This window comes from Sphingomonas sp. BGYR3, assembly GCF_025153455.1.
Lineage (GTDB): Bacteria > Pseudomonadota > Alphaproteobacteria > Sphingomonadales > Sphingomonadaceae > Sphingomonas.
Map to the genome: position 1 here is coordinate 1,060,557 of NZ_JANZNT010000001.1, position 21,287 is coordinate 1,081,843.

19 protein-coding genes are annotated in these 21,287 nt (G+C 65.7%); 7 read left to right on the forward strand and 12 right to left on the reverse strand.

The annotated features are described in order from the left end of the window. Positions 1-29: 29 nt before the first annotated feature. Positions 30-581, reverse strand: a complete 552-nt coding sequence (gene msrA / locus NYR55_RS04810; RefSeq protein WP_260020081.1) for a peptide-methionine (S)-S-oxide reductase MsrA — start codon at positions 579-581, stop codon at positions 30-32. Positions 582-704: 123 nt separating this feature from the next. Here msrA and galE point away from each other — a divergent pair, with 123 nt between their 5' ends. Continuing rightward, positions 705-1,703 (forward strand): UDP-glucose 4-epimerase GalE, encoded by a 999-nt coding sequence (galE, locus tag NYR55_RS04815; RefSeq protein WP_260020082.1) that lies wholly within the window; start codon positions 705-707, stop codon positions 1,701-1,703. Between the two features lie 3 nt (positions 1,704-1,706). Here the strand turns inward: galE and arfB are convergent, their stop codons facing one another. From arfB to NYR55_RS04835, 4 genes are all read right to left on the reverse strand, one after another. Next, positions 1,707-2,117: an alternative ribosome rescue aminoacyl-tRNA hydrolase ArfB gene (gene arfB, locus NYR55_RS04820; RefSeq protein WP_260020083.1), complete on the reverse strand. Its 411-nt coding sequence runs from the start codon at positions 2,115-2,117 to the stop codon at positions 1,707-1,709. Next, a complete protein-coding gene (locus tag NYR55_RS04825; RefSeq protein ID WP_260020084.1) occupies positions 2,110-2,784 on the reverse strand; it encodes an RNA pseudouridine synthase in 675 nt (224 codons plus the stop codon). The genes arfB and NYR55_RS04825 overlap by 8 nt, the downstream gene beginning before the upstream one ends. Positions 2,785-2,934: 150 nt before the next feature. Continuing rightward, entirely contained in the window at positions 2,935-3,537 is a 603-nt protein-coding gene (wrbA, locus tag NYR55_RS04830; RefSeq protein WP_260020085.1) for an NAD(P)H:quinone oxidoreductase, read from the reverse strand. Between the two features lie 27 nt (positions 3,538-3,564). Beyond that, positions 3,565-4,263 (reverse strand): pirin family protein, encoded by a 699-nt coding sequence (locus NYR55_RS04835; protein ID WP_260020086.1) that lies wholly within the window; start codon positions 4,261-4,263, stop codon positions 3,565-3,567. 105 nt (positions 4,264-4,368) lie between these two features. On the opposite strand from NYR55_RS04835, the gene NYR55_RS04840 reads away from it, so the two are divergent. From NYR55_RS04840 to NYR55_RS04850, 3 genes are all read left to right on the forward strand, one after another. Then, positions 4,369-5,271, forward strand: coding sequence for a LysR family transcriptional regulator (locus tag NYR55_RS04840; protein ID WP_260020087.1), 903 nt, complete (start codon positions 4,369-4,371; stop codon positions 5,269-5,271). Between the two features lie 165 nt (positions 5,272-5,436). Next, positions 5,437-6,147 (forward strand): response regulator transcription factor CtrA, encoded by a 711-nt coding sequence (locus NYR55_RS04845; RefSeq protein ID WP_260020088.1) that lies wholly within the window; start codon positions 5,437-5,439, stop codon positions 6,145-6,147. A gap of 184 nt (positions 6,148-6,331) precedes the next feature. Then, positions 6,332-7,693, forward strand: coding sequence for a glycoside hydrolase family 27 protein (locus NYR55_RS04850; RefSeq protein WP_260020089.1), 1,362 nt, complete (start codon positions 6,332-6,334; stop codon positions 7,691-7,693). Positions 7,694-7,697: 4 nt separating this feature from the next. Here the strand turns inward: NYR55_RS04850 and NYR55_RS04855 are convergent, their stop codons facing one another. Further along, a complete protein-coding gene (locus NYR55_RS04855; RefSeq protein ID WP_260021559.1) occupies positions 7,698-9,350 on the reverse strand; it encodes an amidohydrolase family protein in 1,653 nt (550 codons plus the stop codon). 179 nt (positions 9,351-9,529) lie between these two features. Here NYR55_RS04855 and NYR55_RS04860 point away from each other — a divergent pair, with 179 nt between their 5' ends. Together NYR55_RS04860 and NYR55_RS04865 are read left to right on the forward strand one after the other, a co-directional pair. Then, positions 9,530-10,771 (forward strand): threonine ammonia-lyase, encoded by a 1,242-nt coding sequence (locus tag NYR55_RS04860; RefSeq protein WP_260020090.1) that lies wholly within the window; start codon positions 9,530-9,532, stop codon positions 10,769-10,771. Positions 10,772-11,023: 252 nt separating this feature from the next. Continuing rightward, positions 11,024-11,803 (forward strand): arginyltransferase, encoded by a 780-nt coding sequence (locus NYR55_RS04865; protein WP_260020091.1) that lies wholly within the window; start codon positions 11,024-11,026, stop codon positions 11,801-11,803. A 39-nt stretch (positions 11,804-11,842) separates the two neighbouring features. Here NYR55_RS04865 and galB read toward each other — a convergent pair whose 3' ends face one another. Both galB and NYR55_RS04875 read right to left on the reverse strand, forming a co-directional pair. Next, complete coding sequence (gene galB, locus NYR55_RS04870) at positions 11,843-14,539, reverse strand: beta-galactosidase GalB (RefSeq protein WP_260020092.1); 2,697 nt, start codon at positions 14,537-14,539, stop codon at positions 11,843-11,845. Positions 14,540-14,664: 125 nt separating this feature from the next. Then, positions 14,665-17,811: a TonB-dependent receptor gene (locus NYR55_RS04875; protein ID WP_260020093.1), complete on the reverse strand. Its 3,147-nt coding sequence runs from the start codon at positions 17,809-17,811 to the stop codon at positions 14,665-14,667. A 181-nt stretch (positions 17,812-17,992) separates the two neighbouring features. Here NYR55_RS04875 and NYR55_RS04880 point away from each other — a divergent pair, with 181 nt between their 5' ends. Continuing rightward, positions 17,993-19,033: a LacI family DNA-binding transcriptional regulator gene (locus tag NYR55_RS04880; RefSeq protein ID WP_260020094.1), complete on the forward strand. Its 1,041-nt coding sequence runs from the start codon at positions 17,993-17,995 to the stop codon at positions 19,031-19,033. A 61-nt stretch (positions 19,034-19,094) separates the two neighbouring features. Here the strand turns inward: NYR55_RS04880 and NYR55_RS04885 are convergent, their stop codons facing one another. The 4 genes from NYR55_RS04885 to NYR55_RS04900 form a co-directional block, all read right to left on the reverse strand. Next, complete coding sequence (locus NYR55_RS04885) at positions 19,095-19,469, reverse strand: hypothetical protein (protein ID WP_260020095.1); 375 nt, start codon at positions 19,467-19,469, stop codon at positions 19,095-19,097. 131 nt (positions 19,470-19,600) lie between these two features. Continuing rightward, positions 19,601-20,149, reverse strand: a complete 549-nt coding sequence (locus NYR55_RS04890; protein ID WP_260020096.1) for a superoxide dismutase family protein — start codon at positions 20,147-20,149, stop codon at positions 19,601-19,603. A 33-nt stretch (positions 20,150-20,182) separates the two neighbouring features. Continuing rightward, complete coding sequence (locus tag NYR55_RS04895) at positions 20,183-21,022, reverse strand: M23 family metallopeptidase (protein WP_260021560.1); 840 nt, start codon at positions 21,020-21,022, stop codon at positions 20,183-20,185. 53 nt (positions 21,023-21,075) lie between these two features. Beyond that, entirely contained in the window at positions 21,076-21,273 is a 198-nt protein-coding gene (locus NYR55_RS04900; protein WP_260020097.1) for a DUF2093 domain-containing protein, read from the reverse strand. Positions 21,274-21,287 lie beyond the last annotated feature (14 nt).

Consider the following 21,287-nt stretch of genomic DNA (forward strand, 5'->3'; position numbering starts at 1 on the left):
GTGGCGGGGCATTCGGTTCCCCCGCCGGTTCATCCATTCGTCGCAACCTGGCTCTTCAGCCGCTCGGCAAAGCTCTTGCGCAGCTTGTTCAGCTTCGGCGGAATGACGGCGATGCAATAGGGATTTCGCTGCCCCTCGCCCGACCAGTAATCCTGATGATAATCCTCTGCCGGATACCAGGGCGCGTCCGGTTCGATCGTCGTCACGATGGGCGCGGGCCAGTTGGGCGCATTGCGCGCGATCGCCGCCCGTGCCGCTTCTTCCTGTCCCGGCGAATGCGGGAAAATGGCCGATCGGTACTGGGTGCCGATATCGTTGCCCTGACGGTTGAGCTGCGTCGGATCATGGGTGGCAAAGAACATGTCGAGCAGATCGGCATAGCTCACCTGATCGGGGTCGAACGTGATCCGGATCGCCTCGGCATGGCCGGTCGTGCCGCTGCACACCTGCTTATAGGTCGGGTTGGGCACGGTGCCGCCGATATAGCCGCTTTCGACGGCATTCACGCCAATCACATCGGTGAACACCGCCTCGGTGCACCAGAAACAGCCGCCGGCAAAGGTTGCGGTCTCGCTCGCCATCCAAACATCTCCATCGTGGAATATGTTCTTAAGATAGGAATGCGATGGCCGCGCACAATTGGCTGCGATATGGCGCCTGGGATACGGCGCCTGCGACAGGCTGATTGGCAGAAGGATGAAGTGATGCGGGACGGGACGGTGCTGGTGACGGGCGGGGCCGGATATATCGGCAGCCATGCGGTGCTGGCGCTGCTGGATGCGGGCTGGCGCGTCGTGGTGGTCGACAATCTGGTCACCGGGTTCGACTGGGCGGTCGATCCGCGCGCCACGCTGGTGGTTGCCGACATTCAGGACGATGCCGCCGTCCGCGGCGCGATCCGCGACCATGGCGTGACCGCGATCATGCACTTTGCCGGTTCGGTCGTCGTGCCGGAATCGGTCAGCGACCCCCTGAAATATTATCGCAACAACACCGCCGCCAGCCGCAGCCTGATCGAAAGCGCGGTGGCGACCGGCGTTCGCCATTTCATCTTTTCGTCCACCGCCGCCACCTATGGCATCCCCGAACAGGTGCCGGTCAGCGAAGACGTGCCGAAACTGCCGATCAATCCTTATGGCATGTCCAAGCTGATGACCGAGATCATGCTGAAGGACGTCGCCGCCGCGCATCCGATCAATTACTGCGCCCTGCGCTACTTCAACGTGGCGGGCGCCGATCCGCAGGGCCGGTCGGGCCAGTCCACCGCCGGGGCAACGCACCTGATCAAGGTGGCGGTCGAGGCGGCGATCGGGCGGCGCAGCCATGTCAGCGTGTTCGGCACGGATTTCGATACGCCCGACGGCACCGGCGTGCGCGATTACATCCATGTCAGCGACCTGGCGGCGGCGCACGTCCATGCGCTGGAACTGCTGATCGCGCGGCCGGGCGAAAGCCATACGATGAACTGCGGCTATGGCCGGGGTTATTCGGTTCAGGAGGTGCTGAACGCCGTCGACCGGATCACCAATCAGACGATCGACCGGCGGATGGAGGGTCGCCGTGCCGGCGATCCCGACGCGCTGGTGGCGGACAATGCCCGCATCCTCGCCACCCTGCCCTGGCGGCCGCAGCATGACGATCTGGACGGCATCGTGCGCGATGCACTGGCATGGGAACGCAAACTGGCCGAGCGTCAGGGCTGACGGTCAGTCGGGCCGGACCTTTGCCCGTCCGGCCTTGACCGCGGAACGGCCCTTTTTTTCGTCGACGCGTTTGGCCTTGGCCGATTTGCTGGGCTTGGTCTTGATCCGCTTGGCCTGCCGCTCATGCGCCTTGCGGACCAGATCGGCCAGCCGTTCGCGCGCATCCTGGCGATTGGCCTCCTGCGTGCGGAACTTGCGGGCGACCAGCACCAGCTCGCCGCCGCTGGTCAGTTTCGATCCGGCCAGTTCCTTGAACCGCGCCCATGCCCATGGCGGCAGGCCCAGGCGATAGGCATCGACGCGCAGCTGCACCGCGGTCGCCACCTTGTTCACATTCTGACCACCCGGCCCCGTCGCCGCCAGGAACTTTTCCTCGACGATCGCATGGTCGAAGGGGGAGGCAAGGTCAGCCATCCGGCTGCGCAAAGGGATCGGCAAAGCCCAGCGCCATGAACCGTTCGGGCAATGGCGAAAACGCCTCGATCTTTGGTTTGCCCTCGCGCGGGACGATCAGTCCGGCGGCGTGGAGCAGCATCGGGATGCCGGTCAGCACGGTGCCGTAAACCGGATCGCCCGCCACCGGCATCCCCAGCCCCTCTGCCGCATGGACGCGGATCTGATGCGTGCGGCCATTTTCGGGATAAAAGCCGATGAGCGCCCGGCCATTTTCGGTCGCCAGCCGTTTCCAGTTGGTCCGCGCGGGCTTCCCCTTTGGGTCGCCGCGCATCCGCCAGCCCTCTTCGCGGCTGCTGACCTTTGACAGCGCAAGGTCGATGGTGCCGGAACTGTCCGCCGGAATACCGTCGATCACGGCGAGATACCGTTTCTGAACCCGGCCCGCCTCGAACGTCTGGCCGAACCGCTTCATGGCCTTGGGATTGCGGGCCAGCAACAGGCAGCCGGACGTATCGCGGTCCAGCCGATGCACCGGCTGGGGCAGACGCTGAAACCCGAAGGTCAGCTGATCCAGCATGTCCTCGACACTGGCGGACCGGTCGCGTGGCCGGTCGACCGGCAGGCCCGAAGGCTTGTCGATGACGACGGCTTCGCCATCGATGAACAGGACGCGATCGGAAAGCATGACCGCAGCCATAGCGGCTTTGGCGAATAGGGAAAGGGCGGGACCGCGAACCCCCGGGGGGGAATTGGGTTCGCGGTCCCTGACATCCACCCGGCGCCGCTTCGGGGGGAGGGAGGGGGGGCGGCGCAGCGGGTGGATGATCCGGTTCGGTTATCCGAACAGCTTGGCCGCCGTTTCGGCGACGCGGCGGCCCTGATACCGGGCGCCGTCCAGTTCGACCGCGCTGGGCATCCGGCTGCCATCGCCATCGGCAATGGTCGTCGCGCCATAGGGCGATCCGCCCTTGACCTCATCGACGCCCATCTGCCCCTGGAACCCATAGTCCAGCCCGACAATGGTCATGCCGAAATGCAGCAGGTTGGTGATCATGCTGAACAGCGTGACTTCCTGACCGCCATGCTGGCTGGCCGTGCTGGTGAACACGGCACCGACCTTGCCGTTAAGCGCGCCGCGGAACCACAGGCCGCCGGCCTGATCCAGGAACGCCGCCATCTGGCTTGGCAGGCGACCGAACCGGGTCGGCGCGCCGAGGATAATGGCGTCGTAATCGGCCAGTTCCTCGACATTGCCGATCACTGGATGCGCGCTGTCCGTCTTGAACCCGGCAGCGGCGACGACCGCCTCCGGCGCGGTTTCGGGCACGCGCTTCACATCGACGGTGGCACCGGCGCTGCGCGCGCCCTCGGCAACCGCATCGGCCATCTGTTCGAGGTGACCATAGGACGAATAATAAAGGACCAGAACCTTGGCCATGGCGTATCTCCTGTGTTTGAATTGGGATCAGTCAGCGTCGACCAGGACGATTTCCGCGTCCTCGATCGCCGTAATCGTCACGGTCGCCCCGCCCTTCAGCGCGGCACCGTCGCGGGCCTTGAACGGCACGCCGTCAATCTCGATCGCGCCGGTTGCGGGGACCAGATAGGCATGACGGCCATCGCCGATGCTGTGGGTCAGGCTTTCGCCCGCCTTCAGCGTCGCACCCATCACCCGCGCATCGGCGCGGATGGGCAGCGCGTCGCCATCATCGGCAAAACCGCTGGCCAGCGTGACCAGCCGGCCGGAACGCTCGCCCTTGGGAAACGGCTTTGCGCCCCAGCTGGGCGAGCCGCCCTGTTCGCGCGGGCTGATCCAGATCTGGAAGATGCGCGTGGTTTCCGGCTCAAGGTTGTATTCGGCGTGCCGCACGCCGGAACCGGCGCTCATCACCTGAACGTCGCCCGCCTCGGTACGGCCCTTGTTCCCCATGCTGTCCTGATGCGTGATCGCGCCGGACCGGACATAGGTGATGATCTCCATGTCCTGATGCGGATGGGGCGGAAAGCCGCTGTTCGGGGCGATTTCGTCGTCATTCCACACCCGGATCGAGCCCCAGCCCATGCGGGCGGGATCATAATAGCTGGCGAACGAAAAATGATGCCGTGCCTTCAGCCAGCCATGATCGGCATGGCCCAGGCTTTCGAATTCGCGTCTGTCGACCATCACGTGTCTCCTTGTTGCCTTGGGAGATAAGCGTCAGGGCGCAGACGTAAATGGAAACGAATGAAACGGATTGTTTCCACGCAATAGCAATGTTATGCCTTCGCAGTGAACCTGCCCGATTTCGAAGCCTGGGCGATCTTTGCCCGCGTCGTTGAACTGCGTTCCTTCAGCGGCGCGGCTGACAGCCTGGGCGTGTCCAAGGCGACGGTGTCCAAGGCGATAGCCCGGCTGGAACAGCGGCTGGGCACGACCCTGTTCCACCGCACGTCGCGCAAGCTGACGCTGACCGAAAGCGCCAAGCCGCTGTCGGAACGGGCGGCCGCGATCCTGGCCGAGGCAGAGGCCGCCGAGGAAGCAGCGCGCGATCAGGCCAGCGCCCCCACCGGCCTGATCCGCGTGGCGGCACCGATGACGTTCGGCGTGCACCACGTGTCCGCAGCGATTGCCGAATTTCTGGCGCTGAACCCCGGAGTGGAAATCGACCTTACGCTGTCGGATGCCAAGATCGACATCGTGGCGGAGGGGATCGACATTGCAGTCCGCATCGCCGACCTGCCCGATTCCTCGCTGCGCGCGCGCCGCGTCGCCCCGGTGGCGGTCTACATCGTCGGCGCACCGGCGCTGTTCGATCGGATCGGCCGGCCGAAGCATCCGGCCGATCTGGGCCGGTTCCCCTGCATCGCCTATACCAATGTCGCTCAGCTCTGGCATTTCCGCGGGCCGGATGGCGAGGAGGCGGCTGTCCGCCCGCAAGGGCCGCTGCGGGCCAATAATGGCGAGGCGATGCTGCCCGCGCTTCGGGCCGGGCTTGGCGTTGCCCGCCTGCCCGATTTCATCGTCGGCAAGGATCTGGCCGACGGGCGGCTGGAGGCGGTGCTGACCGAATGGCACAGCGCCAGCGTTGCGCTGCACCTGCTTACCCCGCCCAGCGCGCTTCGTCCGGCGCGGGTCGAGGCGCTGCTGACCCACCTGGCCGACCGGCTTCGATCGAGCTGTGCGGCGGCCTGACCCATCGACCTTCACGCTCGCTTAACCGCTTTAACCATCACGACTCGCGGATTCAGGCCGGTTAGGAAGAAATTAACCTTTTGCGTTCAGTGATGCTTAGGTTAATGAATCGCTGCTGATGCGTCGGCCTATCAGGGGCGATCGCGCCGAAACAGGGGATTGGCGATGCGGGTATTGTTGATCGAGGACGAACCGACCACGGCCAAGGCGATTGAGCTGATGCTCACGACCGAGGGTTTCAATGTCTACACGACCGATCTGGGTGAAGAAGGCCTCGATCTTGGCAAGCTGTATGATTACGACATCATCCTGCTCGACCTGAACCTGCCCGACATGCACGGCTATGACGTGCTGAAGAAGCTGCGGGTGGCGCGGGTGCAGACGCCGGTGCTGATCCTGTCCGGCATCAATGAAATGGACAGCAAGGTCCGCTCGTTCGGCTTTGGCGCCGACGATTATGTGACCAAGCCGTTTCACCGCGACGAACTGGTCGCCCGCATCCACGCTGTCGTCCGCCGGTCAAAGGGTCATTCCCAGTCGGTCATCCGCACGGGCAAGCTGGCCGTGAACCTGGATGCCAAGACCGTCGAGGTCGATGGCGCCCGCGTTCACCTGACCGGCAAGGAATATGCGATGCTGGAGCTGCTTTCGCTCCGCAAGGGCACGACGCTGACCAAGGAAATGTTCCTGAACCACCTGTATGGCGGCATGGACGAACCCGAATTGAAGATCATCGACGTGTTCATCTGCAAGCTGCGCAAGAAGCTGAGCATGGCGTGCGAGGGCGAGAATTACATCGAGACCGTCTGGGGCCGCGGTTATGTGCTGCGCGATTCCGATGCGGACGCGGGGGAACCTGTCGCTGCCGTCGCCTGAACGGCGCTGCACGATATTCGTTTTGAGTGAGGGGCGTGTCGAGGCCCGCGGTTTCGGGGGGAACCGCGGGCCTTTCCCTGTCCGCCCGCCCCGCGCTGCTGTCGCTTGAAATGATCAGACAATTGCCCGACACTCGGCCCGGCCAGCATAACTGGAACACGAAAATGGGGGGGGTGTCGGGCACATGACTGATGCAGGATCCGTCAGCCGGCGGTCGGTACTGGCCGGGGCGGCCATCGGCACAGCAGCCGCCGCCAGCCTGCCCGCCATGGCCCGATCCGCTGCCGGCGCACCCGCACTCGCGCCGCGCCCGCCCATGGGCTGGAACAGCTGGAACAGCTTTGCCACCACAATCGACGAGGCGCAGTCGCTGGAAACCGCCCGGATCATGGCGGACCGGCTGCTCCCGTTTGGCTATGACATCTTTGCCATCGACATTCAGTGGTACGAGCCGGAAGCGCGAAGCTATACCTATAACCGCGCGCCAAAGCCCGCGATGGACGATCATGGCCGCCTGTTGCCCGCGCCGAACCGCTTTCCATCCAGCGCGAACGGTGCGGGGTTCCGGCCCATCGCGGACAAGGTCCATGCGCTTGGCCTGAAATTCGGCGTCCATCTGATGCGCGGCATCCCCCGGCTGGCGGTTGAACGGAACCTGCCGATCCTGGGCACCCGCTATCGCGCGCAGGATATTGCCGACCGGACGAGCATCTGTCCGTGGAACCCCGACATGTTCGGCGTCGATATGCGCCGCCCGGGGGCGCAGGCCTATTATGACAGCGTCTTTGCGCTGTTCGCTGAATGGGGCGTCGATTTCGTCAAGATGGACGATATGAGCCGCCCCTATGACGCCCATGCGGCCGAGATTGAGGCGGCGCATCGCGCCATCGCACGCACCGGCCGGCCGATCCTGCTCAGCCTGTCGCCCGGCGAAACGCCGGTGCCGCGCGCCGATCATGTCGGCCGTCATGCACAGATGTGGCGGATATCCGACGATTTCTGGGACGAATGGCCGCTGCTGGAGGCGCAGTTCACGCGGCTGGAAAACTGGTCGCCCTATATCGGGCGGGGCGGCTGGCCCGATGCGGACATGCTGCCGCTGGGGCGGCTGGCCCTGGGCGAGCGGAATACGCGCTTTACCCCCGACGAACAGCGGATGGTGATGACATTGTGGTCGATCGCCCGGTCGCCGCTGATCATGGGCGGGGACCTGCGCCATCTGGACCCGCCAACGCTGGCGCTGCTGACCAACCGCGCGGTCCTTGCCGTCAATCAGGCGAGCAATGGCAACCGGCCGCATTTCATCGCGGACGGGACGCGCATCTGGTCCGCCATTCCCGATGCAGCGCCGGGCGACCGCTATGTCGCGCTGTTCAACCTGACAGCCAAGCCGCTGGAGGTTGCGGTTCCGGTCACCGACTTGGGGCTGAACCGCGTGTCTGCGGTCCATGATCTGTGGTCGGGGCAACGGACGGCCGGGGTGCAGGGGCGGTTTGCCCGCACCCTGCCCGCCCATGGCGCGGGGCTTTACCGCCTGGTCGCCTGAACCGTTACTGGCGCCGCCAGACCTGCTGCCCGCCGACCCAAGTTTCCAGCACCTGCGTCTCGCGCAGCGCCTCTGGCGCCGCCTGGGTGGGATCGCGGTCGACGATCAGGAAATCGGCCCGCTTGCCGGGGGCCAGCGTGCCGAACCGCTCTTCGGCAAAGCCGGCATAGGCGGCATCGGTGGTGAAAAACCGCCACGCCTGTTCCCGCGTCACCGCATCCTGCACGCGCCAGCCGCCTGCGGGCTGACCCGCCGGGTCCTGCCGCGTGAACGCCGCCGCCCATCCGACGAACGGATTGGGGTTTTCCACCGGATAATCGGACCCGAACGCCATGCGCCCGCCCGCCTTCAGGATGGTGTTCCACGCATAGGCCCCGTCCAGCCGCGCCGGGCCAAGCCGCGCCTCGGCCATTTCCCGGTCGCTGGTCTGATGCACCGGCTGCATCGACGCGATGGTCGTGTGCTGCGTGATCCGGGGCAGATCCTTCATCTCGATCACCTGCGCGTGCTCGATGCGCCAGCGCCGGTCGCCGCCATAGGTCTCGGACAGTTCGTCGATGGCATCCAGCACCTGCTGGTTCGCGCGGTCGCCAATGGCGTGAACGGCGATCTGAAACCCGTCCATCGCCCCGCGCGTCATCAGGTTCTTGAGCTGCGCATCGGTCAGGAATCCCAGGCCGCGCTCGCCCGGCTTGTCGGCATAATCCGCCTTCAGCCACGCGCCCCGGCTGCCCAGCGCGCCATCGGTATACAGCTTGATCCCGCCCATGCGCAGCTTGTCGTCATACAGCCATGGCGTCGGCCCCGCCCCGCCAACGGCCAGCGCCGGGCCGATATTGGCGGCATAGGACATGATGCGCACCCGCAGATTGCCGGTGTCGCCCATCTGGCGATAGGTCAGCCAGTCGTCGGTCGTCGTGCCCATGTCGGCGGTCGCGGTGACGCCCATCGACAGCAGCGCGTCCTGCGCCTTCAGGAAAGCCTGCGCCCGCTCGCGCGGGGTCGGCTGCGGCACCTTGTCCTGGATCAGCGCCATGGCGGCGTCGACGAACACGCCAGACGGCCGGCCGCCCGCGCCCTTTTCGATGCGACCGCCGGCCGGGCTCTTGGTGGCGGCGGTCACGCCCGCCTCGCGCATCGCAGCGCTGTTCGCCCATCCGGCATGGCCATCGGTACGGCCCAGCCAGACCGGCCGGTCGCCGACCACCGCGTCCAGTTCGGCCGCCGTCGGAAAGCGGCCCAGGCCCCAGCGTTCCTGGTTCCATCCCCCGCCGATGATCCAGCGGGCATTGGGATTGGCCGCGGCATAGACGCGCAACTTTTCCAGCGCCTCGTCCAGCGAGCGGGTGTCGAACAGGTCAAGCTGAAGCGCGCGAAAGCCCAGGTCCATGACATGGCCATGCGCATCGATCATGCCGGGGATCGCGATGCCCCCCTTCATATCCGCTCGCCAGTCCGGCCGCTCCGGCCGCTTCTCGCCATCCTTCAGCAGTCGGACGACCTTGCCCTGCTTGTCGATCAGGATGCCGGTAAAGCGCACCGTGCGCCCCTGTTCGTCCAGCGCCACGCCCTGAACATTATCGACCAGCGCATCGGCCAGCGCGGGGGTTGCGGGGATCAGGGCGGCGGCCGCCAGTGCGGCGATGCGAAGCGTCATGTTCATGGACGACGGGCATAAGCCCTGTTCCCCGCCCGCGCCAGATGGTCTAGGGGCCAGATTGGACAAGCAGAAATGCCCGTTCAGGCTGTGCTGGTCGAAGCCATGTCCCTTTCCGCCGGGAAAGTGCGCGCGCCCTTCGACCCTGCGCCCCGAACGGATCAAGGACCGGACCAGACGTGGCGACCCAGGCTAAGAGCGACACCCCCCTTCCCGTCAGCATCGACGATGTGCGCGCCGCGCATGATCGGGTAACCGGATCCATCGTCCGCACCCCCACCCTGATCAGCCACACCCTGTCGCAACTGACCGGCGCCACCGTCTATCTGAAGTTCGAAAATCTTCAGTTCACCGCCGCGTACAAGGAACGCGGCGCGCTCAACACGCTGCTGCAACTGGACGATGCGGCGCGGGCAAAGGGCGTGATCGCGGCATCGGCCGGCAATCATGCCCAGGGCCTGGCCTATCACGGCGCCCGTCTGGGCGTGCCCGTCACGATCGTGATGCCCAAGCCCACGCCGACGATCAAGATCACGCAGACAGAGGGGCATGGCGCCAATGTGGTGCTGGAGGGTGAGACGTTCGACGCCGCCTATGCCCATGCCCGCAAGCTGGAGGCGGAACGCGGCTTCACATTCGTCCACCCGTTCGACGATCCGCGCATCATCGCTGGCCAGGGAACCGTTGCGCTGGAAATGCTGGCCGATGCGCCGGATATCGACACGCTGGTCGTGCCGATCGGCGGCGGCGGCCTGATTTCCGGCGTGGCAACGGTTGCCCATGCGACGGGCCGCCCGATCGATGTGGTCGGCGTTCAGGCCGAACTGTTCCCGTCCATGTACAATGCCCGCAACGGCACCACCCTGGCGTGCGAGGGCGATACGCTGGCGGAGGGGATCGCGGTCAAGCAACCCGGCGGTCACACGCGCCAGATCGTCGAGGCGCTGGTCAACGACATCGTGCTGGTCGGCGAACGGCATCTGGAAGAGGCGGTCAGCCTGCTCGTCCAGATCGAAAAGACGGTGGTCGAGGGCGCGGGCGCCGCTGGCCTTGCCGCGCTGCTGGCACATCCCGAACGCTTTGCCGGCAGGACCGTGGGCATCGTGCTGTGCGGCGGCAATATCGACACCCGGCTGCTGGCCAATGTCCTGCTGCGCGATCTGGCGCGTTCGGGCCGCCTCGCTCGCCTGCGCATCCGGCTTCAGGACCGGCCCGGCGCGCTCTATCATGTCGCCAAGATCTTTCACGATCAGGGCGTGAACATCATCGAGGTGTATCACCAGCGCGTGTTCACCACCCTGCCGGCCAAGGGGCTGATCACCGATATCGAATGCGAAACCCGCGACCGGGCGCATCTCGACCGGCTGATCCAGGCGCTGCGCGATGCCAGCTATGAGGTGAGCCAGGTCGAGCTGGCCTGAGCCGGCGCCCCCCGAAACGACGAGTGGAATCGGTCGCGCGGCAAACCGAATCCGCGCCCCGTCGCCAGCACGGGCCGGCTGCCCTATCATGGCATATGAGCGTCCCGGACCGCTGCGGCCCCGTTCCGCTTATCCACAGGCAATGCGGCGGCGTTAACCGCTTTTCGTGGTAAAGCCGCTTTTCATCATCGAATCGAGCCTGCATAGTCCAGTTCTCGCCGCGCGGTGCGGCCTGGTTGGAGAGTATTCTCGGTGAGCGCCCCCTTCCGGTTCCCCCGATTTTTCGTCACCAGCCCCAGCCCCTGCCCCTATTTGCCGGGTCGGCAGGAGCGAAAGGTCTTTACCGAACTGAATGGCGAGAACGCGGCCGAACTGAACGACGCGCTGGGACAGATCGGCTTTCGCCGCAGCCAGTCCGTTGCCTATCGTCCGTCCTGCCCGAACTGCCAGGCCTGTGTCTCCGTCCGCGTGCGCGCCCGCGAGTTCCAGCCCAATGCCAGCCAGCGCAAGCTGCTGCGTCGGCATGACGATCTGGAGGTGACGGCGTGCCGTCCATGGGCGACGGAGGAGCAATACGCCCTGCTCCGCCGCTATCTGTCCGCCCGCCACCCGGTTGGGGGGATGAGCCAGATGGACGAGCATGACTATGCCGACATGGTCGAGCAAAGCCCGGTCAACAGCTATGTGATCGAATATCGCGAACCGTCGGTCGGCGGCACGCCGGGCCGGCTGGTCGGCGCGTGCATCACTGATCAGCAGGCGGATGGCCTGTCGATGATCTACAGCTTCTTCATCGCCGATGACGACAGCCGGCCGGGCATGGGCACGTACATCATCCTCGACCACATCCTGCGCGCGCGGACGGTGGGCCTGCCCTATGTCTATCTCGGCTATTGGGTGAAGGGATCGGCACGGATGGCGTACAAGGCACGCTATCGCCCGATCGAGGCGCTTGGCCCGAATGGCTGGCGCCTGATGCCCGACGACGCCGATACCGACACGGTCACCACGCGGCAGCGCGAATCCGCCTGAACAAAGGCATGGACGGGCCGGAGATCATCCGGCCGCCCGTCATTGCCGGGCGTTGCCGGTGACGATGCCGACGCTGGCCGGCTGAACCCCGTCGCCCTCGACCCGCACCGTGATCGTGCCCCGGGCGCCCGGTCGTGCCCGGACGATCGCCAGCGCCATGCCGTTAAAGGCGCGGCGCTCCGCCGACTGGAACGGCACGAAACTGGTCGGATCGCCATTGTCGGTGGCAACCAGCTCGCCCGGTCCGGTTACCGTGACGCGCAGCGGGGTCATGGCGCGGGGCGCGACCTGACCGTCCTTGTCCAGCACCCGGACGGTGATGAATGACAGATCCTTGCCATCCCCCGCAATCCGCGTGCGGTCCGCCTCTGCCGAAAGCCGCGCGGGTTCGCCGGTAGTCCGCCGCGTGGCGCTGGCCCAAGTCTTGCCGTCCTTCCATGTTTCCACGCGGATTTCGCCCGGCTCATAGGTCACGAAATCCCAGCGAAAGCGATAGGCGAAAGGCGCACGCTTAAGCCGCCCCTGCGACTTGCCGTTGACGAACAGCTCCGCCTCGTCCGCGCTGGAAAAGACATGGACCGGCGTCACCTGCCCCTCGCGCCCTGGCCAGCTCCAATGCGGCAGGATATGTGCGAATTTCAGGTCGGGCTTCCACCGCGACAGATAGAGCCAATAGCGGTCCTTGGGGAAACCGGCGAGGTCGAGGATGCCGGAATAGGAACTGCGCGCCCCATAATAGGGGGTCGGCTCGCCCAGATAGTCGAAGCCCGTCCACACGAACTCGCCCGCATTCCACGGATGCTGATCGTCCAGCGCCCAGACGCGGTCTGCCGATGATCCGAAATCGGATGCGAACAGCTCATATGCGCTGACCTGCTGGGTCACCGGATCGCCGCCCGCCCCCGGCCGCACGCTGGCGCTGATGGCGCCGGGCACGGGGAACAGATACTCGCCGCGGCTGGACAGGGCCGATGCGCTTTCCGAATGCAGGATCGCCTTGTCGGGAAAGCGCGCGCGGAACGCCGGATACTGGCTGGGCAGCGTACGGATGCCATGCCCCTGATAATTGATGTTCAGCACATCGACGACGCCGGGCAGCGGCATGTCCGCCTTGGCAAAGTTCATCGCGCTGGTCGTCGGGCGGGTCAGGTCCTCCTCGCGCACGATCTGCACCAGCTTGCGGCCGATCGCCGCCCCTTCCTCGCCCGTATATTGCTCGCCCACCTCGTTGCCGACGCTCCACAGGACGATGCTGGGATGATTGCGGTCGCGGCGCAGCATTGCGCGCAGGTCCGGCTCGTGCCAGTCGGGAAAGATCAGGTGGAAATCGAGCGGTGTCTTTTTCCGCTCCCAGCTGTCGAACACCTCGTCGATGACCAGAAAACCCATCCGGTCGGTCAGCTCAAGCAGTTCCGGCGCAGGCGGATTATGGCTCATGCGGACGGCGTTGACGCCCATGTCGCGCAGCAATTCCAGCTGACGTTCGGCCGCGCGCGTGTTGAACGCCGCGCCCAGCGCGCCAAGGTCGTGGTGATTGTTCACCCCCTGAAACCGGATATGCTCGCCATTGACGATGATGCCGCGATCGGGATCGAAGCGGATCGTTCGGATGCCGAAGCGGGTTTCCACCTCGTCCACCACACGCCCGCCCTGCATCACGCGCGTCACTGCGACATAGCGGTTCGGCACCTGGGTCGGCGGCGGCCCCCACAGGCGCGGCTTTTCGATCACGGCAGACCCGCTGGCGGTCGCCTGACCATCGGCAGCGACGCGGACGGGCGCACGCGCGATGCTGGCCACCGGCTTGCCGGTACGCCGTCCCTGACCGTCCAGCGCATAGAGCGTCGTCGCAACCTCTGCATCCGCCAGCCCTGCGCCATCATTGTCGATCGTCACGTCCAGCTTCACCGTAGCGCGCTCGGCCGACACTTCCGGCGTCGTGACGACCGCGCCCCAGTGTGCGACATGGACGGGGTCGGTCTTGGTCAGCCAGACGTTGCGATACAGGCCGCCGCCCGGATACCAGCGGGCACTTTCCGGCGGATTGTCGAGACGGATGGCAAGCTGGTTCGCCTCGCCAAACCGGACAAAGGGGGTCAGGTCCAGCCGATAGCTGTTATAGCCATAGGGCCAGCCGCCGACGAGCCGACCGTTCAGCCACACCGTCGAATAGGACATCGCCCCGTCGATATCGAGGAAGATGGACTTGCCCCGGTCGCTGGCCGGTATGTCAAGGACGCGGCGATACCAGCCGATGCCCCAGCTCGGCAGGCGCCCCATCCCGCCATAGGGGCCGGTTTCCAGGAACGGGCCGGTGATCGCCCAGTCGTGCGGCAGCGTGACGGATTGCCATTGGCTGTCGTCGTACCCGGCCTGCACATAGGGATGGTCGCTGCCCGGATCGCCGGTAGGGCGCACATGGCGGCGGGCCGGATCGCGGATCAGGGCATTGGCGCTGGGCAGGATCCAGGGTTTCAGGATGCGGGCGTTGCGGGCATCGACGGCCACTGCCGCGTCGGGCCGCGCATCGGCAACCTTGCCATCGGCGCTCTGGGTAACTTCGGGCCGGACATCATAGTCCAGTCCCGCGTCACTGCCGGCTGGCTCGCCCTTCGCAAAGCGCCATCCGGTGTCGATCAGCACGCGGTCCCGCGCAGTTGCCGGGCCGCACGTCACCACCATCGCCAGCATCATCAGCAGGAGTGCCGTCCAGTGGCGGATGATCGTTTTCGGCACCATTTCCTCCGAACCTTTGCAGACGGTCTGATCCGTCGAAACGGAAACAAAAATGGGCAGACCGCAAGCGATCTGCCCATCGAGGGGGAGGTTAATTCGGGAAGCTGTTCATTCGCGCCGGCACGTCAGAAGCGCCCGCGAATGCCGACCAGCACGGTGCGACCCGGATTATATTCGTTGAAGGTCGCGTTCTCGAACTGGAAGTAGGTGCTCTGCGCTTCCTTGGTGATGTTGATCACGTTGAGCGTCAGGGTCGGCAGATAGCTGGCGCCGAACACGGTGCCGAGATCGAGGTTGCCCGAAAAATCGAGCTGACCGTAATCGCGGCCAAAGATCGCGGCGGCAGGAATGCCGTTCTGATTGAGGCCCGAACCCTGCGACCCTTCGTTGAAGGTATAGGTCAGCCGGGCATCCAGGCCGCCGCCTTCATAATATCCGGTCAGCACATAGGTCATCGGCGCAACGCCCAGCGCAACCGCGGGCGCACCCGTGCCCGTGCCCTTCTGATCGATGATGGTCAGGTTGCCCTGAAAGCCAAAGCCGTTGATCCCTGCCCAGTCGGTCAGGAAATCCAGCGGCTGGGTCAGCTGGAACTCCAGGCCGTTGACAATCAGCTTGCCGTCGGAATTGACCTGCTGCTGGATGACGATCGGCACGTCGCGCAGTGCCTGGCCCGGCGTGGCGCGGGCGGCGAGCGCGTCCCGCTGCGCCTGGGTCAGCGATTCGATGTTGATGCCGAACTGTTCGAGGAACGAGAAGGGCCGGTTGGTCAGGCCGTTGACGGTAAAGCCGGTGATCGACTTGCGGAACGCCGCCACCGCGATCACGCCTTCGCCGCCGGTATAGTATTCCGCGCCCAGATCGATGTTGTTCGAGATGAACGGATCCAGCTCGTTGTTGCCGACCGTGCCGATATCGGCCGATGGCTGGACAAAGCTGGCGCCCGGCAGCAGCGAATTGGGATCGGGCCGGGTCATGGTGCGTGATACCGATGCGCGCAGGACAAGATCGCTGCCCACCTCGAACGCCGCGCTCAGCGAGGGCAGGAAGTTCGAATAGACCGTCCGCGTCCGGGCAAAGTTGATCGTGTTGGGATACCGGCCGCCATCGGCAATCTGCGCACCGCCCGGCAGCGTGTTGCGCGGATCGGGCACGCTGATCCGGCCGCCCACAATCTGTTCGGTGCGGACATAGCGCAGGCCGCCGTTCAGCCGCAGGCGGTTTTCGCCGATATCGAAAATGCCGTTCAGCTCGGCAAAGGTGCCCGTCACCCGTTCGTCGATCAGGCCGCCATTCGCGCCGCTGCTGCCCGTGCCGGTTTCGCCGGCCGCGGCAAGCAGCGTGTCGTAATCGGTGTCCGCGCGGAACCGGTCCCAGTCGACGGTGATGAAGCCGTTCGTGCCGGGCCGCAGATAGCCGGGCACGGCCGCCGTCGGCACCCGCGATCCGGCATAGGTGATCGCCGGCTGGCCCGCCGTGAAGTTGGTGCCATAGCCGGGAAATGCCGGAAATCCCGCCGGTGTCGCGCTGCCCGGCTGATTAAGACCCGTGCAGGGCGTCGTGGACGTGTTCGGCGCGGGCAGATTGATGCTCGGCCCGTTACCGCAGATCAGGTTCTGCCACGGACCGGTGTTGTCGAACGGCGTGATGCGGCGGCTGGTTTCGTCATAGGCCGCGCCGACACGGGCGCTGAACCGGCTGGCATCGCCGAACAACAGGCTGCCGCGAACGCCCTTTGTCTCGGTCCGGCGTTCCTCGCCATTCAGGTTGACGCGGCCGCCGCCCGCCCAGCCGAAATTGGCGGGATTGTTGAGGTCGACATTGGTGCTGACGATCGGAATGCCGCCGGACGTGTTGTCATAGTCCACCGTCACGCCGCTGCTGGGGGGCGTGATGACCAGCACGGTCGGGCTTTCGCGGCGGAAATTGGACTTGGTGTAATTCGCCTGAAGATCGCCGCTGATCCAGTCGTTGACGGTGAACTCCATGCCGGGGTTCACGCCATAGAAATCGACCCAGTCCTTGTACGGCCGATATTCGAGGAAGAATTGCGCGTTGGCATAGGTGCCGCTGGTGACGACGCAGCCCGCCGTGCAATCCTCGCGGTCATAGGTGGTATTGAGCGGGATGGCCGCGCCGTTGCGACCGACCCAGTTCATTGCCGTCCGCTCGAAATTGTTCGTGCGATAGCCATACATGCCGTCGACATAGAAGCGCAGGCTGTCGCTTGGCCGCCATTCGATCGACGCGATCGCGTTTTCGCGGTTGCGGTCGCCGATTTCCGTGCGCGGACGGCTGAGCCGCGGGATGATGCCATTGTCGATCTGGGTGATCGACGCGCCGGGATTGTTCGCCAGCAGGAACGCCTGATCGATCACGGCACCCGGCGTCAGGCCGTTTCCGGCATTGACCGGCACCGTCGCCGGAATGGTGAAATTGCCGCCGCCCGTGGAATTGCGGTTCGTCGCCGGATTTTGCGCCGCGGTCAGATTGGGATTGGTGAATCCGATCGTCTCGTACCCGTTCACCTGAAACTTGTTGCGCACGATCGTGCCGCCGATCAGCACTCCGAAATTGCCGAAGGTCGCACTGGCCAGGGCATAGCCGCGATAGCCCCAGTCATCGGTCGTGCTGACCTGGCTGGCCTGGATGCCATAGTTGAAATGGAAACCCGGATTGTCGAACGGGCGCGCGGAACGCAGGTTGACGGTGCCCGCGGCCCCGCCCTCGACCTGGCTGGCCGTGGGCGATTTGCTGACCGTCAGCTGGGTGAACAATTCGGTGGGCAGCAGGTCGAGATCGACCTCGCGGTTCGTGCTTTGCGCATCGAAGCGGACCGATGCGACGGCGACCGGCGCGCCGTTCAGCAGGACGCGGGTGAAATTGGTGCCAAGGCCGCGAATGGCGACATTGGCGCCCTCGCCCGTCACTTCGCGCGTGATTGTCACGCCGGGGATGCGGTTCACCGATTCGGCGATGTTGGTGTCCGGGAACTTGCCGATATCCTCGGCAAAGATGCTGTCGGTAAAGCCGACCGCCTCGCGCTTGGCCCGCACCTGGCTCTGCAGCGACTGGCGGAAACCGGTCACCAGGATGTCCTCGCCTGCCTCAGCCGGCGCGGCCGGATCGACTTCGGGTGTCGCGGGCTGGCTCTGGGCCGACTGGTCTGCCGGTGATGCAGCATCCTGAGCCAGTGCGGGCCAGGCACAGCCGGCCATCAGGATTGCGGAAAGTGCGGCGCCCCGGCGCAGCGCAAACGAAGTGCGTGTCATGGTCCTCTCCCTGTCCCTGCGATCTTCCCCAATCTTATGCCGGGATGTTCGCGGTAACATAAGAAGAATATCATTTTGCAGCCCGTGTCAATTCTGTAATGTTCACGGGAACAATCTTTTGCACCGGCGGAGCCGCCGCGTATTGAACGAGTCCGCGCATGCGACCGGATGGGGAGGAACGATGAGCAACGGCGATCAGTCCGTGGCGACGGGTCGTACGGCAACCATGCGGGATGTCGCCCGCCATGCCGGTGTCTCGCACATGACCGTATCGCGCGTCATCAACGGCGATCGCGCAGTGCGTCCGCAGACCCGCGAACTGGTCGAAAAGGCGATCCGGGATCTGCGCTTTTCGCCGAACGAGGCGGCCCGCGCCCTGTCCAATGCCGTCCCCGCCCGGATCGCTCTGCTCCACCGTTTTCCCAATGCGGGATCGCTGGGCAATTACCTGGTGCATCTGTTGCAGGCGGCGACCCGCGCCCATGCGAGCATGGTGCTGCATGAGGTGCCGGAGGGCGGACAGGCCGACACGATCGCCGAACTGCGACAGGATGGCATCCGCGGCGTGATCCTTGCCCCGCCGATGGGCAATGACCGCACCCTGATCGCGGGTCTGCGACAGGAAGGACTGGCGGTCATTGCGACCGGGTCGATCCATGCTGAAAGCGGCCTGGCCAGCGTCGGCATCGACGATCGCGCTGCGGCGCGGGCGATGACGGCCCATCTGCTGGGTTTGGGCCATCGCCGGATCGGAATCATCACCGGCCGGCCGAACCATGCATCGTCGCAATGCCGGCTGGACGGGTATCGCGATGCGCTCGCGGCCGCCGGGATTGCCGTCGATCCGCACCGGATCGCACAGGGCCTTTATACCTATCAATCCGGCCTTGCCGCTGCAGAGGCACTTCTGTCGCTGGCGGAACCGCCAACCGCCATTTTCGCCAGCAACGACGACATGGCGGCGGCGGCCATGGCGGTGGCGCATCGCATGGGCCTGGATGTGCCGGCGGACCTGTCCGTTTGCGGATTCGATGATACGCCGCTCGCCTCCACCATCTGGCCGGCACTGACGACGATTCGCCAACCGAACGAGGCGCTGACCCAGCGGGCGTTCGACATGATCATGCAGCGGGTCGGCGGCGGTGTGGCGGATGAGGGGGAGCGGGTGGAGCTGGACCATCTGCTGGTGCGTCGCCAGTCGGACGGACCCCCGGCGCCATAAACAGACTAAGGGCGGCCCGAACCGGACCGCCCCTGCCTGTGCTGCGCCTGGGCGACGGGGATCAGCCCCGGCGGCCGTCGCGATCAAGCCGCTCATACCGGATGCGCTGCGAAAGCCCGTCGAAGCGACGGTCAAGATCGCGCCGTTCCGCAATGGTCAGGCCGCGCCCGCTGCGGCGATACTGTGCCTCCAGCCGGGCCAGCTGGCCGAACTGAGCGCGCAGGCTGTTCGCTTCGCGGGCGCTGATCGCGCCGCGACGCTGCGCGGTGTTGATGCGGGCGTACAGATTTGCCTGACGCTGGTTGATGCTCTGCCACCCATTGGCGTCATAGCGGACTGCCTGGGCGTGCGGGCGATAGGACTGAGCCTGCGCTGCGGCAGGCAGGGCTGCCGTGGCGATACCAAGGCCAGCGGCGATCAGGATCAGTTTCTTCATGGCTTGTCTCCTCATGCGACCTTGTGGTCGAGAGGCAATCTGGCCCTGCCCTGTCGCCACCATGTGTCAGCGACAGGGCAATCTTGTCCGCAATTGTCGCAAGGCCGCGACGATCGTTCAGGAAAGGGGCATTACCCCTCTGCAAACACGCCGCACGCAATCCGGCCGCCGCTGTTGCCGGACGGATCGGTCTTCATGTCATCCGGCCCGGCATGAACGACGAATGCCGATCCGTCGGCATCCATCATTGCGGCCAGTGTCGCGCCGCGCACGGTGTAATTCAGCGTGCCCTTGCCATCCGCACCGATCAGCAGGTTGGGCAGATCGCCGGCATGGGAACCGGCGGGATTGTCCAGCCCGTGCTGACGCCCGGCCGGATTCCAGTGGCCACCCGCGGTGGTGAAATCGGGGGCGTCGCACTTGCCGACCGTGTGGACGTGCACGCCGTGCGTGCCCTGCGGCATGTTCATCGCCTCGATCGTCATCACCACGCCATCGGTTGCAGCCGTCGCCGTCACCGTGCCGACCGGCGCATTGGTGCCCGTGCGCAGGCTGGCGCTCAGGACTTGCGCGCCGGCGGGGGCGGCCGGGGCCGTCGGTGCCGATGCCGTCTGGCTCGTCGTGGTACAGGCGGACAGCGCCATCGCGCCTGCCGCCATTGCAAAAATCGCCCTGTTCATCGCCTGTCGCTCCTGTTCGCTTGGTGTCATTCGTTAATGAACGATCGACGCGTCGGTTCCGGTCGCGCCTGCCGGCATCGGCCCGGCAACCAGCAACGGATCGATCCGCGCATCGCCCCATTTCATGCCCCAGTGCAGGTGCGGCCCGGTCGACCGCCCGGTCGTCCCGATCGCCCCGATCACCTGTCCCTGCCGCACGCGCTGCCCCGACCGGACATCGATGCGCGACAGGTGCAGGAACGCACTGTTCAACCCCATGCCGTGGTCCAGCATCAACAGATTGCCCTCCAGCGTAAAGGGCGCATCCGCCGCCAGGATGACGACGCCGTCGGCGGGCGCGACAATCGGCGTACCGGTCGGCCGCGCCACATCGACGCCGCCATGATAGGCCCCCGGTTCGCCGCGATAGATGCGCTGTGCACCAAACAGCCCGGATATCCGCCCGGTCACTGGCCAGACAAAGGATTGCCGCCAGCCCTGACTGTCCGACCCGATATTCCGCGCCGCCTCGATCCGCGCCAGTTCGCCCGACCGCCGCGCCTGAAACTCGGCGCTGGGCTGGCTGAACCGCGGCAGGCTGTTCAGCCGCTCGATCCGCCATTCGCGCCGGTCGATGACGAGCGATTGGGTCATCCGGCGGCCATCGGTCAGCGTGGCGGTCAGTGACAGCTGAACCGGCGCGTCGCGGTCAAACGCGATCAGGAACCGGCCATCGGCAGCGACGGGGACCGGCACGTCGCCCAGCATCAGCGACACGGTGCCGCGCGGTGCCTGTCCACGCACGATGCCGCCCTGCACGATCCGGCCATCCAGCACGAAACCATCGGCCCGGCCGACTGCCCGATCCTGCGCCACGGCGGTTCCGGTCAGCATGGCGGGCAGCATCATCCAGGCAGCAGCCGCGCGCCAGCCATTGCGGCCCGGCATCAGTGCGACAGGGCTTCCGTCGACAGTTCGGCGCTGGCGTACGGCTCCTGCCGCTCCACGCTCCAGTAGCGCAGTTCATCCAGCGGGATCACCGCACCGGAACGGGCGCACAGCACATGGTCGCCATTGGCCAGCACACGAAACCCGTTGGCCATGTAATGCAGTTTGGCGAGGCGACGGGTGTTCGACATCAACATGGGGTCTGGCTTTC